The following is a 14,921-nucleotide window of genomic DNA, read 5'->3' as shown; positions in this document are numbered from 1 at the left end:
TTTGCAAAAGAGATCGCTCCGTGTGATCCGGGCACACGTTTACGGCAAATCAGACCAGACGGCGAATTCATTCCCTGAAGGCTCTGTAAACTGAAAACGTCTACCGCCGGGAAAGGAAAAGATTGGTCTGATGATCTTTCCGCCGGCTGCTTCGACTTTCGTTTGGGTTTCTTCCAGCCGCTGACTAAAAAACACGATCAGTGCCCCGCCATTCGATGTGGTAGAGCACAGGTCAGCTTTGAAGAAGCCGCCGTCCAGTCCTTCGTCTGAGAAAGCCGTATACTCGGGACCATAGTCGGTGAAGGTCCAGCCAAACGCGGCTTCAAAAAACGCCTTCGTCGCAGGAAGATCGTTCGAGGGGAATTCGACGTAGTTAATTTTTTCGTGTGCGGGCATGAAGAGAGTTCCTGATCGATTAAACTTGTCTGAATGCTGGAGACAATTAAGCCGTAAACTGCAGCCGGACTAATGGGTTCCCCGTAGGCTCATGAATCGATTCTGATAACGGCGTAAAACCGTAACGCTGATAAAATTGGCGTCCGATACTGTTGGCTTCAAAGACTTCAACTTCCAGATCGCCACGTAATTCCTGTGCCTTATCCATCAATGCTTTACCAGCGCCCGTGCCATGAAATTCCGGCTGGACAAAGATCGCACCGACTTCATTCCCCAACAAGGCGATGAAGCCGATGACCTGTCCCGCCTGCTCAATGACCCAGGTTTCTGCGTTCGGCAAATACAGATTAGGAATGTTGTATCGTTCCTGATCCAGAAATTCGTCGGTCAGAAAAGGATGAGCCAGCCGGGTGGCGTTTTCCCATGATGATAAGACATCCTCCAGATCTTCAGCCTGGTATTCGCGAACAGTTCGATTCATTTGAGTTCCTGATGAGTCATTGAGAAGAGAGAGCCGTGATGAGTGACGGCTGATTGTAAGCTGTCGACACGCCGGGGTCGAACAGGTTCGGTCTGATTTTCAAAATTTCTCAAACGGCCACGGTGCTTCCATATCGGAACGGATCCACGCATCCAGTCGCCTGATGATTTCCTGCTGCGCTGCATACGCCTTTGAACCATCAGGCTCGTGATGCGCAAGCTGTAAGAACATCGCCCGCGCCTGTTGTGGATCAGGACTCTTCTGGTAAATTCTAATTTGCTTGTCGCGCGACAGAGGTAGCCAGCTATAAGGGCCAGTGCTCAGCGAGCTGTCTTGCCACATCGCGGCTGTGCGTCCGAAGCAGTTGAGTCCTTCCGCATAACCTCCACGCACCCAGACATGATCATGCTCTGGTTCGATGTTAGCCTGATACCAGTCACTGCTGGGGGTAGGGCGTTCCCAGGAGGAAATCAGAAAACCAGCGCCGGTTACCCGTTGCTCAGTCTGTCGCATCGCACAGATGGCACATTTGAAATACGTTTCGCTGATCACAGGAAGCAGAAACAGAAATAAGCCAACCAGCACAAAGAAAATCAGCCTGCGAATGATCCTGCGTTTGCGAGGCTTCGCTGTGGCTGTGTTTTCTGATTGGTTCGTTTCGTCACTCATCGGCGACCTCAGAGAGCAGAGAATGCAGTCGATAACTGTAACATAACTGTTTGACCTGCGAGTCACTACAAAAATCAGACAGCCCGGTTAATTTTCCAAGAAAGAAAACGGCCCCGATACATGTAGATTCATCGAAGTTGTTTTGGGTTTCGGGAACCTTTGTTTGTTCGTAATGACAACCGGCGACACGGCATTGACGTAGGACTCAATGCGATTTATGCTAAGTCGGTGATGGCGAAGCCGGTTCTCTGGCTGATTTCGTTCCTCCTGAAACAAGCGATTGCTCGATATCTGCGAGAAATGAGAAACGATTCATGACTGTTGCCAGCGGCTCGGACAAACCGCCACAGGGAATCAATCGCCGCCGTGTGGTTCGGGGACTAATTGGCCTGCCTGTATTCTTCGCCCTGTTTATGTTCCTGCCTGCTGGCACATGGGCGTGGCCGAAAGGCTGGCTGTTCCTCCTTATTCTGCTGGGCGTCATTTCAGCAGTATTTCTTGTTCTTCAGCGTGTGAATCCGGAAGTCATCGTTGCCAGAAGTCACATCCACGAAGGAACAAAACGCTGGGACAAGATTCTGCTCAGCTTTTACTTTCCAGCGATGTCGGCCGTCTTACTCGTGGCGGCTCTGGATGATAGCCGATTCCACTGGTTCCCGGTCCCGTGGTGGGTTTGCGGCGTCGGCTACGCTTTGCTGCTTGCCGGAATTGGAATCGTCACTTGGGCCGAAGGCGTGAACAAGTTCTTTGAAGTCACCGTGCGGATTCAAACGGAGCGGGGGCATTCGGTGATCGACACCGGCCCCTATGCCATCGCGCGACATCCCGGTTATGTCGGGGGAATTCTCCATGCCATCGGCATGGCACTCTCGTTGGGTTCTTTGTGGGCATTGATTCCTGCGGGTTTGGCTTCCATGGTGTTGATCGTGCGGACCCAGTGGGAGGACCAGACGTTGCAGGAAGAATTGAACGGGTACAAGGAATACGCAATGCGGGTTCGGTACAAGCTGATTCCGGGCGTATGGTAAGGATAAAAGATCACTTGGCAGTCAAAATGGTTTCAACACAGTCGCTGACACCATTTAGCTCACCTGACGATTAAATATAGTGTTGTGATGACGGCTGCAAGATAGCCTCTGTTTCCACTGTGATGGAGTTCTTACGTCAAATCTTTGATATGCATACCAAGTGCTGCCGCAAATCGGACTGGAACGGCGTTTCCAATTTGTTGAGCTATGTGAGTATTTGAGCCGAAAAACTGATAATTATCTGGAAATGATTGCAGTGCGGCAGCTTCGCGAAGGGAAATGGCACGATCCTGCTCAGGATGACCATACCGTCCGTTCGAAATGCTATAACACCGTGCGGTTAATGTTGGTGCTGGCAAGTCCCAAAACATTCTCCCATAGACATCGGTATGACCTTCGTATCCATTTTTATGGCAATCTAGCTGAAGACGCTTAGGCCAAGTTCGACGATCACCCCCATTGAGTGGAGTGTATTGAAGTCTTTGCAAGTTGATTTCGGAAATATTTGCGGTGGAATGATTTGGAACTTTTGGATGTGTTTTACCAGCAGCAACTTCAGGAAAATGTGAAATTGCATCACGCACGGTACGAAAGGGCTGGAGATCTCTTCCATGCGTGTTTATAGGGATCGAAACTTCCTTCGATCGAATTGCGATCAACACAAGTCGACGACGGTTTTGTGGTACTCCAAACTTCTTAGCATCGAGAACATCGTAGACATAGCCGTAGCCATTCTTTTCAAGCATATGAAGAAACCGACGAAACGTACTAAATCCTTTTACTCGTGCCATTCCAGGAACATTTTCGATAACAACGGCTCGTGGCAACGCCTCTTCAATGAGCCGTCCAAATGCAGTAAGTAGGGTCGTGCTATGGTGGACAGTTTCGGACTTGCGTTGTTGGCTAAAGGGCTGACAGGGTGCGCAGCCAGCGAACAGAACGTTGTCAAATTTTCGAAGCCGAGAGCGAGATTTGAGTTCTTTAAGAGAGACATCTCGAATGTCGATTGAATGAAAACTTGCTGCGTTGTTATGTTCGTACGTTTCGCGGCATTCTTCATCAATGTCAAATCCACCAACGACTTCAATACCGGCATTCAACAAACCATGAGTGAGACCGCCGGCTCCACAAAAAAAATCAATTGCTTTCATTTTGTCACGAAATCACTAATTCGAATATAGGGCCACAATTTCTTCGCACCAATCATGAATGTTGCGGTCCGGCAGGCCAGGTCGACACGCTGTCTGCATATAGGCCCACGAAATCAATTCACGAAAAGGACTGTCTATCGAAGCAACTCGTTGAAACGTCGCGTTATCTCCATTAATTTGGCTAAATTCAACCAAATCTAGTTGACGAAGGTCGGCTGCCATCGTCGGAATGTGGCTACCATATTTCGGGAACGGAACAATGTTGCGTATGAACGCTTGACTCAACGATGACTTCAGTATTTTCTTGTACTCCTCTAATCTGTTTTCGTCTCGACGCGTCTTTCGATCCAATCCCATTGCCACCTTCGTTAATCCCGTTTTCATTGTTATACATTTTGCAACCAGTACATTCTGAACCTTTGGCTTTCTTTCACCAGAAGCGACCAAATCACATGATGGCGTCAATACAATCCGAAATGATTCTGGTTTTACAGCATCGCTATCAGTTTCCTGAAGAATGTCCCCGAGTAAGAGATCGTCTGACACTGGCGGACAAAGATAATGCTCCCACGGCGCAAGCTGTTTCGCTTCTTCGCCCTCATACTCTGAAAAGTCATCCATTTGTGCTGCGAGTCGACGTCGTCCTGAGCGTGTGACTATTCGGTGCCGTTCTGCCGCGTCGCTAATATTTTCAAACACGCTTGGAGCAAGGTCTCGCATGGCGACGGAAAACTCATGCCGTACCTGTTGTTCAGCATCACGTAGAGTATCAACATGTGGCCGAAAATCGTTCACGGCTGCGGAAAATGCTTCGGGGCTACCTTTGCCCTTCTTGATTGTTCGTAAAAACGGATGTGGGGGACGTTCCGTTTCTTGCGCATCTGGCTGAGCAGAATAAACGATGATCGGGCAAAAGTGGCTTTTCCAAATCAAGTTATAAACTTCTTGACCTGCAACCTCAGCTTCACCAGACAAACCACCTAAGAGTAAATCGAGGCTTATGATATCAGGAGTGTTCTTGGTGAGCCAATCTTCTACATCGCCGAAGTTCTGGACATCGCAAATTACGTCTTGATGTTCCTCTAATACGCGACTTCGTGCGTGACGTATGGCACGCTCATCATCTTCCACAAACAGGAGTTTTATCATCGGTGATGTCCATCAATTCTTGATAGGGAAGTCGAAAGCGAATGAAGCACCTCCGTGACTGCCTGGGTATTTTGCGGTCATTCGACCACCATACTCAGATACGATTTCAGAAGCGACGGTGAGCCCCATCCCTATCCCATTAGGTTTACGTGTCACGCCAGGTTGAAAAATCTTGTTGATATCTTCCTTTTCAATACCACCTCCAGAATCGTGAATCCATACACGAATTCGCTGACCATCATTGATCGTGGAAAACTTGAATTCGATCACGCGGGCATCTTTTGAAGTCTCGCTTAGCCAAAATATAGCATTGGAAAGCAGATTCAAGATGACAGCGTCTAGCTCTCCTGGATCTACGTTGACTTTGGTTTTAGTCTTTGGATAACGAGTCTCAATATTTTTTCGCTCGAGTTCTGAATTGTGTAACTCAAGACATTTCTCAATTTGTTCCTCCAAAATTGAATCCCGACGTCTTCGGTTAAACGATCGGCTTGCTAGAGGAGAAAAGATATCGGCAAGTCTTTCTAATGCATCTATGGCTTCATCTGCATTACGATATTCGGTCTTTAATTTACGATCATCAAAAGGGCCAAATTGACTATGCACTAATTCGAGAAATTCGCCAAATGATGTCGTTCTGTTACGGATTTCGTGAACCAGCATTTGTGCGATTGTTCCTACAGTTGCCATTCGACTGTAGTGAACGAAACGATCCTGAATCGTCTTTCTTGCTTTATCGAGGGACTTATTAAATGCAGTAAGTAGTGGAACAGCTTCGGATGCTTCTGCCCCTTCCTCAGCAAGTGAGATGACTTCGGCGATCAATTCTTCGGCTGACAATTGTTCGAAAAGGTCTTGCATCGGATCATCGTCATCTTTTCCCACTTCGCGGTCTTGTTCACGTTCATTCTCCATCACAGAAACGATTGCTTTCAATAGTTCTTGAAATTCCGCAACTTCGATTCTACTAACAAGTCGTTCACGATCACTGGTATCCACGATTCCAGGGTTGTGTTCGGCCGTGATCGCTACGTATCCAACTAACTGGCTTGTGCTCATTCGGCTGCCTACTTTGCTGACTCGTCGCAAGTCAAGTCCCAACCAATCGCGGGCGTCGTCTGACTTTGGAAGTACGAGTACATCATCACGATAAACCGAAATTCCCTTGTGTCCCCGAATTGCTTTTCGAATTGTGTTCTTCTGCAAATCAAATTTATCGGCAATCTCTTGGGTATCATCCGATCCGATATCCCAACCACGAATCTCGAATTCAAATGCACCACATCGATAGTTTTCAGGCAAAAAAGGAAACCGTTTCTTGTCTTGAATTGAATCATAAATCTGTTCCCACACCAGATTTATTTTTTTCTGTCTTGGTTTGCCCTCCCGAATCGGTCGAAATTTGTAACCGGCAGTTACGTTTCCTTCATTATCGACGTCACCTCTGATGAGGTATTTGGGCCGAGAAAGAAATTTGGGAGATTCGACATGAATCGTTTCTGATTCGTCGTTATCGGGAGCAAGGAGCATTACTTTAAAATCGGAAACTTCTGCGAAAGGTGATATCAACCGCTCAAGATTGTCTTCGAGATCGGCAATCATAGCTTCATCCCAAGCACTCTGAAGATTAAGGATACGGAGTCTTGTCCCCGTATTTTCAAATGGTGATTCATCAGGGAACTCACGAACACTCACAAAACAGTCAGAGAGTGAAGAGCCTTGTGCTAGTAATTGCCAGTCAACGCCGACTTCCCAACAATCGTCATTTCTTGACTGCGTCACCATTTCCAATTGCATGCCAAGCCGTGAAACAGAAAGACGACCGAGCCCCTTCTCACCAACGACTCGCCGCGTCTTTTTTCCTGATTTTGTTTTAGGATTGTTCAGCTTGTTTGGTGTTGCGACCACTGCCCAAACATCTTCGATGACATCTCGGCTCATTCCCTGGCCGTTGTCCTCGATCTCCAAAAAAAGGTTTGATTCGTTATCACGGTGAAATCGAATCCAGCAATTCGAGGCGAACGCATCATAAGAATTTTTGACAAGCTCGATCACCGCGACAACATCGTTGGTCACCAAATCTGCACCAAGTGCAGCGAAAACACGAGGGTGGATTCGGAACGGGATATTTTCAAACTTGTTTTTGCTTTGTTTGGATCGCATGTAAAACTGCTTTCGCAACTCCTAGAAGTAGTTCGCGTCGATATTCCAAATATCTTCTGTTAAGTCGGATGAATTTCACAAAATGACTTTGTAATGAACATAACAATAGGGCAGGGGAATTCAACCCCAGTGAATAGGAATACGACGAAGAAGATCGACCGGGAATTGCCTGGGAAGGAAATACAAGATCTGGCTTTCCAAAAACATTCGATTTCCGAATAGCTCATACACACACTATTTAATCCCTGAATTTGAGTCTCTTGTTTATAAAAAACTTATCCTGAGAATGAAAATACGCTTAACTCCTTTAACCAATGGTGTTTAACACGACTGAAACCGGTCAAGACAAAACCCTCTGTGCCAAACGATTTACCGCCACCTCACACCACTGTTTTTCTATCTCAATGCCAATAAACCGCCGGCCGTGATCTCTGCAGGCCTGGGCCAGCAGCATGGAACCGTCGAAACAGTCCAGGACGGTGTCTCCCTCGCGCGTGCTGGTCAGGATGATATGTTCCATCATTTCCAGGGGCTTCTGACAGGGGTGTTTGCACTTGGATGGTTTGACGGTTTCAAAATCCCAGACGTCAGTGAAAGGACGGCGGGGCGTGGCGTAGAATGGGCGGCGTAGCTGTTCCTATTCGGTCTTCCGTTGCTCGTATTTCGTTTTCAGATCCTCATAGGATCCAGGGACATTAAAGGGGTCAGGAATTTATTTAGTCCTGCTCCCTATTTCTCATCCTTTGTAATGATGATTTCTTTGGCTCCATTGAATTTCCAATTATTTGTTATTTTGCATACTAGTGAATCCCAATCGAGGCTATCAATTTCTTCCCAGAATATAACGGTCCCACGCTGCGCAATAGAGTGTCCCTTATCTTCAATTACAAAGAATACGAAATCGTTGGACAGAATCACTTCATAGCCGGAACTCAGGTTGAAACAAATATTAAAACCAGGTTTTTGTTTATATATGGGGATTTCCCAAAAAAGCGGAACAAGTGATATTCGGTAATCTAATTGTGTTCGTTTCTCTAACCAGACCTCATTAAACTCAATTTTAGTCCCATTCCAATCAACTTCATTCGGACTGAAAGTTAATTCTGATAAAAAACAATCTTTGGCCTTTGATTGTCCTATGGAATAAGAAGGACTATTGGTCGAGCCTTTCACGGCGAGTCCGGTAGTAAACCATCCCCAGAAAATGTTCACGATTATATATACTACGGCCAGAACAATTACGGTTTTCCGTTTTATCTTCATCTAGATCTACCTTGAATCAGTCTGGTTTCTCTCTGGTACACCCTGTTACGCATTGATTTGAAGTGAGACCGAATTTGCACTTCGGTTCACGCAATGGTTCGCCAGCCTCGTGGTGACGCTGACGGTCCTGCTTGAACTGTTTGTTTGTACGATACAGCGGTGTGATTCGAGTGATCAAATTGGATGGTACTAGCTTTGGAAATACGATTTCGATTGTTTCGTCATACCGATCCCATGTTGTGAGACCCGCAGACTGCACTGCACGTAATAACTTACCAAGACCCACTACGGTCCCAACAGTCACTTTAAGGTCCGCAACGAATTGTTGTTGGTGAGCGTCACGAACGAATTGAAGGTCTTCGTCTGCAATGTTGACGGTGTCAGTCTCGACGTTCTGCAGCCAAGCGGTGCCGACAGCTGGTTTCAGTTCAAGGTGGAGTGTTGCTGGCCAGTGGTCCGCGGATGTCGTGAAAGTGACTGCTGCGAGATTTCGATGACGATGGCTTAGTGTCGATAGCCAGTGCCAAAGGGTTGTGGATGAACGCGGGTCAGCTTCAATAGCAGTGTCATCGTCGAGAAAGGAAATACGCTGCATCAGCATCAACGGAACAGCGTAGATGCCTTTGCCACGGCGACCGCTACCAAGTCGGATTCCATTTCGCGTGATGCGGGCGATCTTTGGCTGCGGGGTTAGGTGCACGAACTTCATTGAGCGATCAGCGCCTTTGCTGGCTAACTGTTGATAGACAGAATTTGGTTCTGTCTCAATCTATCAGTGTTTTTGTTCATTATCAACTGACACTGTATGGTCATGTGGGAATCTGTGGGTGTGAGATTAAGGTAAGACTGAAATGACAGCGGATGTTGATCCTCTCCTCTCTATCATGACCACTCAAAACAACACACCCTGGACCAGCCGCTTCACCGCCGCTTCACACCACTATTTTTCAATCTCAATCCTGATCAACCGGCGGCCATGATCTCTGCAGGCTTGGGCCAGCAGCATGGAACCGCCGAAGCAGTCCAAGATGGTATCTCCTCTTGCATTCACTGCTCATCTCATCAGCTTACCGATTTTCATCTCAGCGGGTGAGTGGGGATCGGGTAGAATTTGTCTTTGGTTTACCCACGGGCGGGAAAAACGGCGGCTGGCGCCGAGCCGCTCAGGGTGGGTTTGGTTTTTATTTGTGAGGCGTTATTTCTGATGGGTGTGCTGGATTTGGCGGACGGTGAGATAGGGCTGCCTCTACGATATTTTACACGGTTCATTTTCACGCGACTCATTTTCACGCGACTCGTTTTCACGCGCGGATGGACTCATACAGCCGCTCTTGCTTGGCATCCTGGTTTAGCCCATGCGAGTGTGAATTATTTTCTGCAGGGGCGCGGGACTGTCAAGGGGGGAAGCATGAATTGGTACTTTGAACGTCAGTTGAACGTGCTGCGAAGTTTGATGAAGTTCCTGCGAACGCTTATGAAGTGTCTGCGAACGTCATCGATAACCGGGGTGTGTCTGAGCAGCGTTTTTGAAAATCGGTCTGAAACCAGTCGGTTTGATAGTGTGCTTGCGGCACTGCTGTGGGATGTTTCAGTGAATCTGTTAGTGACTCTCGTGCGCGCGATGCTTAAAGCACTTAAGATTCTACAACGGCGGGTTCGCGTCAAGTTCATTTTATTCATTGTTGAGGAGGTTGGGGCGAGGGGCTGGTGATGGGATCAGCAGGAGGAGGTTTGTGTCGTGGTTGGTTTTGTTTTGAGTCGTTTGTTTGTTACCAATCTACCGGCGGCTGGCGCCGAGCCGCTCAGGGTTGGTTTGTTTTTTACGAATGAGGAGTTAGGGAAATGAAGCGAGCCGACTGGTGGATTACCGGGGATTGGGAAGCAAACAGGCACCGTCGGACAAGCCGAGCGGTGGCACACGGGGGCTTTGATATGGGGGATTGGATGTGATTTCTTTTCACTGTTGGCAAGCCAATAGTGCTGCCGAACCTGATTGTATTTGGGACCTTCCCGTCTCGTATTCTGCCTTTCGTGTGCTTTCGTGGTAGTAAAAATTGGGAAGCCGAAAACGGACTTGGGAAACCGGGGCTAATGCCCTGCGGCTAATGGGGAAGGGCTGGCGGTTGACTTATTTCGAGGGCGCATGCAAACAGGGAGAGCGGCGGGCGCTCTCCCTGTTTGGGAAAATCAGATTCTCAAATCATGTTATCAGGTTTACTTCTGATGATGATTCTTGAAATGCTCTTTCAGCAGATCGCGACCGAAATCGCCATCGAAGTCACGCCAGGTGGCGTGCACATGATTCGCATCATTCTGGGTATTCGCGAACTCGATCAGGAATGTTTTGGATTGAATGCGGTAGTAATGGAACTCGCCTCGTTTTTGGCCACCACTCCAGGCAAAGTACAGATGGTCGCCATCTCTGAGATTCCCCAGGTAGTTCGTTCCTTTGAGAAGTTCCGGTCGGAAACGGCCCAGGTAGACATTCACCAGACGCAGCAACTGTTTCTGCTGTTTGGGATCCAGGTCGGCGTATTGGATACCCTTGTAGGTAAACAACCCTTTGTCGGCGATGGGATCGTCGGTCGTCAGGACCTCCTTGATGACACTTTTCGCCAGCAGTTTTTGATCCATGGCAGCGGTGTCGATCGTGGCAATTGCCAGCTGATCCGGATTAAACGACTTGACGAGGTTCAGCGCCAACTGTTGTTCCAGTTTGAGTACTTCTACGCCCTTCAGTGGGCCCTGTTTCACGGTTGCGGGATTGGAGCCGAAAAAGGAGGGGGTGACCGAAAACTTCTTGCCGTCCACGATCGTCACATTCACCGACAGGTGATGCCCTTCAAATCGCCAGCCCCAGGTTCCTTTCGCATCGGGTTTGCCGAAGATGGAAACATAATACAGTTCGGGATTGCGATGGTCTTTGCCTTCCTGCTCGAACAAGACCTGTTCCAGAGCGCGGATCGACATCACCTCCAGATAGCCGCGATGCGATAAAGCCGTCGCGGGCAGGGTGACGGCGAAGATTTTCTGTTGTGGAGTCATTTGGGTCATCGGCAGGCCGTTGCGACCTGCTGGCTTGATGGCAAAGTCAGGAATGAAATGCCAGTTTGTGCGTTCTTTATCATCCAGTTTGAATGTCGCCTGTTTCCGTTGTTCGGGGGTCAGCGATGCTAACCAGCGTTTGGCTGCAGACGCCATTTCACTGCTCGCTTTTGAGATTTGTGCCTGTTGAGCTTTGGTCACTTCAGCGGCAACCGGGGTGTTGCTGGACAGGCTGAAACAGAAGCAGGCCATCAGGGCCAGAGCGGAGTAGGGATGAAAAATCTTCAAGGCGCAGTTCCTCATTAAAAGATGATAAAGGGGGTAGGCTACATGATCGCACTCATTTGATGTAAAAGCGGATCTGAATCTCTAATATTCACTTGTTGTACCCATCTTATCAAACTGGAAGGAACAGGAATAGTTAACCGGGAACCTTACAGAAGCAGGAATTTTAAATGTATTTACCAGATACGTAGGTCAGTTGCTGATCAGTGTTGGTATTGAGGCCTATGTCGCCGAACTATTCTGATAATTTCCAGTTCCTTTCCTGATTCCGTCCAATATTTTCTTTCTGGATGCGAAGCACATGATAGGTTCAAAATGAGTCAAGCTTAGTCAGCATAACGATTTACTATTTTCTACCAGAAATGAGAGGAAACATGAGCAAAAGCGGGAACGTTCTATATCTTAAGAATGTCAAATAGAGTCAGATAAGATAAGAGGATTGATTTCTTTTTCAGCCTTTCAATCGTATTCAAATTTAAATAATCGCTTTCGAGGGCACCGAAAGTGGGAGATGGCACAAATGAAAGATCTGCTTACGACCACTTCATCCGTCATTGTAATCCTGTTTTGTATTTCTATTTTGTTTCTCGTAGACAATGAAGAGACAGCTCTACAGGAGCAAGATCTGGAGATGATCTCAGCCCACAACGGCAAAGAATTTCTAAAGGCACCACATCCGCTCGCTAAGACCACATTGTTTCATCGGGTGCAGTCTGTCAGACTGAAAGAGGGAGTTTTGATCTTTGTCACGGCCGATCAGGATGGACTCAAGGAACATTTTTTCGTGATTCGTGATAAAAATGTCATCTTAGTCAAAAAAGACGCCGGCGATATGCCACCGAATTCCATCAAGTTCGCTAGTGACGGGCATGGCACATTAATGGTGACGATTCCCAATACGTTTGAGCTGGATCCAATGCAGGACTTGCTCTCATGCAGGAACTAACGTCAATCAACTAAGAGAGATGCAGAAATATCTAACTTTCTGCGAAACCTGTTTCCCGTTCTGTGGTTTAATGTTAGAATGCTTTACCGGTAAACTTTATTCTAACAGCTATCAGAGGACGCGCGATGAACTTTCAATTGCCAGAGTGGGATCGACGGGATTTTTTGAAATGGTCTTCCTTCAGTGTGGCGGCGTTCACAACACCGGGGCTGATGGCCGAAGAACTAACCCGTACGCCCTCGATGACGGAAGGTCCGTTCTATCCCGATAAAATGCCTTTGGATACTGATAATGACTTGCTGGTCATTAATGATTCCATCACACCCGCCGTGGGAGAAATTACCCACCTGACGGGCAAGGTTCTGGATGCGAAAGGCCAACCGCTTAGAAACGCCTTCGTCGAAATCTGGCAGGTTGATCAAAAAGCGTCATATATCCATACCCGTGGCGAAAACAAAGATGGCCGAGACGGGAACTTTCAAGGCTATGGCCGATTTCTGACGGATTCCAAAGGTCAGTATTACTTTCGCACGATTAAACCGGTTCCCTATCGGGCCGGTCGCGGATTTCGCACCCCGCACATTCATGTTGCCGTCAGCAAAAATGGGAAACGTATTCTGACGACGCAACTGTTAATTAACGGACATGAACTTAACGCAGAGGATGGTGTCTACCGCCAGATCAGAAAACCGGAACTGCGCAAAACGATTCTGGTCGATTTCAAACCGCTGCCTCAATCCAAGCTGGGTGAACTGGCTGCGAATTTCGATATCGTCCTGGGAAAAACCGCAGAAGAGAATGAGGACGGAACCATCAAAGGTGGTATCGGAAAATCACAACTCAGTCGTCGTCCTCCCCGAAAGTAAGGGCTGAACGCAACAGTTTGAACGAGCCTCATGGTTGAACATCAGCGTACTGCAGACGATAATGAAGTCGTCTTTGCGAACGGGTGAAATCGTTTCGCGTTCTGTTCAAGCCTGTCATTTCAAACTGAAATTGAGTTACGTATGGATATCGCACAGCGGATTGAAGAGTATCTGGCTGGACCAGAAGAATTACGTCAGTCCGTTGCCGGCATGACGCCTGCAGAAATTGACGCGGCTCCCGTTCCCGAAAAATGGTCCACGCGGCAGGTCATCTGTCATATTGCTGATTTCGAGCCGGTGTATGCCGATCGCATGAAGTGGATCATCGCAGAAGATAATCCGCCGATCCCGGGGGCTGATCACAATCTGTTCGCTGAACGACTGGCTTACGAGCACCGGGATATGGAAGAGGAACTGCAGCTGATTACAGCCGTGCGTCAGCAGACCGCTCGGATCCTGAAAACACTCAGTCCTGAACAGTTCCAACGAACGGGCCTTCATTCTCATGATGGCGAATTAACTGTCGCTCACTTGTTGGATCGGATTACTCATCATATCCCACATCATATTCAGCTGATCCAGGAAAAACGCGAAGCCTTAAAAGGATAAACGCCCTGGCAGGCTTCCCGAAAACGGTTCTCGGATTTGATTCTAAATAAAATCTGTTATGATACAATGAGACGCTTCAATTGTCTTTGAAAGGAATGGTTACTGATGACAAGCCTTGGGTTGGAATCCAGTGTGGTCGAATGGGTCATGGAGTACCCCGAAGTTCAGTGCGTATTGGAATCATTGGGGATCGACCAGTCTTGCCAGGGAAAGTCCCTCGAATTTGTTTGTCAGCAAATGGGGTTGGAGCCTCATTTTGTGCTCAAGCAGTTGCACACAGTCATCGAAGATGATTCGACTGTGAACGAGTGAATCGAACCCACATGTGAATGCCGCTTAGAATTGCGGATCAGTTAATTACGGTTTGCTTTTTAGCTCAAAATCATGAATGTGGTCACCTTCTGCTGTGATCAACACTTTCAAAACGCTCTTCCGATTATATTTCTCTGGAATCAGATTCATGAACTCCTCTTCTACTGTTTCACCTATACTGCTCTGAACTTTTTTTCCCGTCGGTTGGCTGGAATCAATTTCCACCTTATATTCTCCTGCTAGTGCTCCCTTGGTGGAGTCAATCTGGTATGTTCCTTGTGTAATTGTTGCGCCAACGGAAGTCCCTTGCCCCACCGGGATGAATGTGATCGCCCCTGTGGGAAGCGGCACTCCATCCAATGTGACCGCGCCTTTCAGTTCCAGTCCCTGAACGCTGTTGTCTGATCCGCAACCAGATGACAAGATCAAGACGAGGGAGAGAGCGAGGCAAAATAGATTTCGAGGCTTCATGATTCAGGTCCTTTGATGCGAGCAAGACAATCGTTACCGACTCTACACATTTCAAATTCGTCGAGAGAACCCGCAGGAGCAACGGCT

General features: G+C 47.8%; 16 protein-coding genes. 6 read left to right on the top strand and 10 right to left on the bottom strand.

The window, feature by feature from the left end:
* Positions 1 to 39: 39 nt before the first annotated feature.
* From AAC022_RS00225 to AAC022_RS00215, 3 genes are all read right to left on the bottom strand, one after another.
* Positions 40 to 396: a VOC family protein gene (locus AAC022_RS00225; protein WP_339726843.1), complete on the bottom strand. Its 357-nt coding sequence runs from the start codon at positions 394 to 396 to the stop codon at positions 40 to 42.
* A 46-nt stretch (positions 397 to 442) separates the two neighbouring features.
* Positions 443 to 877: a GNAT family N-acetyltransferase gene (locus tag AAC022_RS00220; protein ID WP_339726842.1), complete on the bottom strand. Its 435-nt coding sequence runs from the start codon at positions 875 to 877 to the stop codon at positions 443 to 445.
* A gap of 99 nt (positions 878 to 976) precedes the next feature.
* Complete coding sequence (locus AAC022_RS00215; protein ID WP_339726840.1) at positions 977 to 1,546, bottom strand: hypothetical protein; 570 nt, start codon at positions 1,544 to 1,546, stop codon at positions 977 to 979.
* A gap of 314 nt (positions 1,547 to 1,860) precedes the next feature.
* Between AAC022_RS00215 and AAC022_RS00210 the strand changes: the two genes are divergently transcribed.
* Positions 1,861 to 2,574: an isoprenylcysteine carboxylmethyltransferase family protein gene (locus AAC022_RS00210; RefSeq protein WP_339726838.1), complete on the top strand. Its 714-nt coding sequence runs from the start codon at positions 1,861 to 1,863 to the stop codon at positions 2,572 to 2,574.
* A gap of 131 nt (positions 2,575 to 2,705) precedes the next feature.
* Here AAC022_RS00210 and AAC022_RS00205 read toward each other — a convergent pair whose 3' ends face one another.
* From AAC022_RS00205 to AAC022_RS00195, 3 genes are read right to left on the bottom strand one after another with little or no spacing between them, the layout of a single operon-like run.
* The gene (locus AAC022_RS00205) at positions 2,706 to 3,725 is read right to left on the bottom strand and encodes a DNA cytosine methyltransferase (protein ID WP_339726835.1); all 1,020 of its coding nucleotides are present in this window, start codon (positions 3,723 to 3,725) and stop codon (positions 2,706 to 2,708) included.
* Between the two features lie 15 nt (positions 3,726 to 3,740).
* Entirely contained in the window at positions 3,741 to 4,874 is a 1,134-nt protein-coding gene (locus AAC022_RS00200) for a hypothetical protein (protein ID WP_339726832.1), read from the bottom strand.
* Between the two features lie 12 nt (positions 4,875 to 4,886).
* A complete protein-coding gene (locus AAC022_RS00195) occupies positions 4,887 to 7,037 on the bottom strand; it encodes a sensor histidine kinase (protein ID WP_339726829.1) in 2,151 nt (716 codons plus the stop codon).
* 424 nt (positions 7,038 to 7,461) lie between these two features.
* Between AAC022_RS00195 and AAC022_RS00190 the strand changes: the two genes are divergently transcribed.
* Complete coding sequence (locus tag AAC022_RS00190; protein ID WP_339726827.1) at positions 7,462 to 7,668, top strand: hypothetical protein; 207 nt, start codon at positions 7,462 to 7,464, stop codon at positions 7,666 to 7,668.
* A 98-nt stretch (positions 7,669 to 7,766) separates the two neighbouring features.
* Here the strand turns inward: AAC022_RS00190 and AAC022_RS00185 are convergent, their stop codons facing one another.
* The 3 genes from AAC022_RS00185 to AAC022_RS00175 form a co-directional block, all read right to left on the bottom strand.
* Positions 7,767 to 8,300 (bottom strand): hypothetical protein, encoded by a 534-nt coding sequence (locus AAC022_RS00185; protein WP_339726825.1) that lies wholly within the window; start codon positions 8,298 to 8,300, stop codon positions 7,767 to 7,769.
* Positions 8,301 to 8,316: 16 nt separating this feature from the next.
* The gene (locus AAC022_RS00180; RefSeq protein WP_339726823.1) at positions 8,317 to 9,009 is read right to left on the bottom strand and encodes a hypothetical protein; all 693 of its coding nucleotides are present in this window, start codon (positions 9,007 to 9,009) and stop codon (positions 8,317 to 8,319) included.
* A gap of 1,505 nt (positions 9,010 to 10,514) precedes the next feature.
* Positions 10,515 to 11,633: a DUF3500 domain-containing protein gene (locus tag AAC022_RS00175; RefSeq protein ID WP_339726822.1), complete on the bottom strand. Its 1,119-nt coding sequence runs from the start codon at positions 11,631 to 11,633 to the stop codon at positions 10,515 to 10,517.
* Positions 11,634 to 12,150: 517 nt separating this feature from the next.
* On the opposite strand from AAC022_RS00175, the gene AAC022_RS00170 reads away from it, so the two are divergent.
* The 4 genes from AAC022_RS00170 to AAC022_RS00155 all read left to right on the top strand — a co-directional run bounded on the left by AAC022_RS00170 (position 12,151) and on the right by AAC022_RS00155 (position 14,363).
* Positions 12,151 to 12,576 (top strand): hypothetical protein, encoded by a 426-nt coding sequence (locus AAC022_RS00170; RefSeq protein ID WP_339726821.1) that lies wholly within the window; start codon positions 12,151 to 12,153, stop codon positions 12,574 to 12,576.
* A 125-nt stretch (positions 12,577 to 12,701) separates the two neighbouring features.
* Positions 12,702 to 13,442: a protocatechuate 3,4-dioxygenase gene (locus AAC022_RS00165; protein WP_339726818.1), complete on the top strand. Its 741-nt coding sequence runs from the start codon at positions 12,702 to 12,704 to the stop codon at positions 13,440 to 13,442.
* Between the two features lie 141 nt (positions 13,443 to 13,583).
* On the top strand, positions 13,584 to 14,051 hold the full coding sequence (locus tag AAC022_RS00160) for a DinB family protein (protein ID WP_339726815.1): 468 nt from the start codon (positions 13,584 to 13,586) through the stop codon (positions 14,049 to 14,051).
* 105 nt (positions 14,052 to 14,156) lie between these two features.
* A complete protein-coding gene (locus AAC022_RS00155) occupies positions 14,157 to 14,363 on the top strand; it encodes a hypothetical protein (RefSeq protein WP_339726812.1) in 207 nt (68 codons plus the stop codon).
* Positions 14,364 to 14,408: 45 nt separating this feature from the next.
* Here AAC022_RS00155 and AAC022_RS00150 read toward each other — a convergent pair whose 3' ends face one another.
* Complete coding sequence (locus AAC022_RS00150) at positions 14,409 to 14,834, bottom strand: hypothetical protein (RefSeq protein WP_339726810.1); 426 nt, start codon at positions 14,832 to 14,834, stop codon at positions 14,409 to 14,411.
* Between the last annotated feature and the right edge of the window lie 87 nt (positions 14,835 to 14,921).

It is taken from the genome of uncultured Gimesia sp., assembly GCF_963976445.1.
In the GTDB taxonomy this organism is placed as follows: domain Bacteria; phylum Planctomycetota; class Planctomycetia; order Planctomycetales; family Planctomycetaceae; genus Gimesia.
The sequence above is the reverse complement of the archived record's forward strand: the minus strand, read 5'-3'. Positions and strand labels throughout refer to the sequence as shown.

Excerpts from the sequence above, each read along its gene's own strand:
- AAC022_RS00170 (WP_339726821.1), top strand. The coding sequence starts at position 12,151 with ATGAAAGATCTGCTTACGACCACTTCATCCGTCATTGTAATCCTGTTT.
- AAC022_RS00195 (WP_339726829.1), bottom strand. The coding sequence starts at position 7,037 with ATGCGATCCAAACAAAGCAAAAACAAGTTTGAAAATATCCCGTTCCGA.
- AAC022_RS00200 (WP_339726832.1), bottom strand. The coding sequence starts at position 4,874 with ATGATAAAACTCCTGTTTGTGGAAGATGATGAGCGTGCCATACGTCAC.
- AAC022_RS00205 (WP_339726835.1), bottom strand. The coding sequence starts at position 3,725 with ATGAAAGCAATTGATTTTTTTTGTGGAGCCGGCGGTCTCACTCATGGT.
- AAC022_RS00215 (WP_339726840.1), bottom strand. The coding sequence starts at position 1,546 with ATGAGTGACGAAACGAACCAATCAGAAAACACAGCCACAGCGAAGCCT.
- AAC022_RS00185 (WP_339726825.1), bottom strand. The coding sequence starts at position 8,300 with ATGAAGATAAAACGGAAAACCGTAATTGTTCTGGCCGTAGTATATATA.
- AAC022_RS00210 (WP_339726838.1), top strand. The coding sequence starts at position 1,861 with ATGACTGTTGCCAGCGGCTCGGACAAACCGCCACAGGGAATCAATCGC.
- AAC022_RS00220 (WP_339726842.1), bottom strand. The coding sequence starts at position 877 with ATGAATCGAACTGTTCGCGAATACCAGGCTGAAGATCTGGAGGATGTC.
- AAC022_RS00160 (WP_339726815.1), top strand. The coding sequence starts at position 13,584 with ATGGATATCGCACAGCGGATTGAAGAGTATCTGGCTGGACCAGAAGAA.
- AAC022_RS00225 (WP_339726843.1), bottom strand. The coding sequence starts at position 396 with ATGCCCGCACACGAAAAAATTAACTACGTCGAATTCCCCTCGAACGAT.
- AAC022_RS00180 (WP_339726823.1), bottom strand. The coding sequence starts at position 9,009 with ATGAAGTTCGTGCACCTAACCCCGCAGCCAAAGATCGCCCGCATCACG.
- AAC022_RS00165 (WP_339726818.1), top strand. The coding sequence starts at position 12,702 with ATGAACTTTCAATTGCCAGAGTGGGATCGACGGGATTTTTTGAAATGG.
- AAC022_RS00150 (WP_339726810.1), bottom strand. The coding sequence starts at position 14,834 with ATGAAGCCTCGAAATCTATTTTGCCTCGCTCTCTCCCTCGTCTTGATC.
- AAC022_RS00155 (WP_339726812.1), top strand. The coding sequence starts at position 14,157 with ATGACAAGCCTTGGGTTGGAATCCAGTGTGGTCGAATGGGTCATGGAG.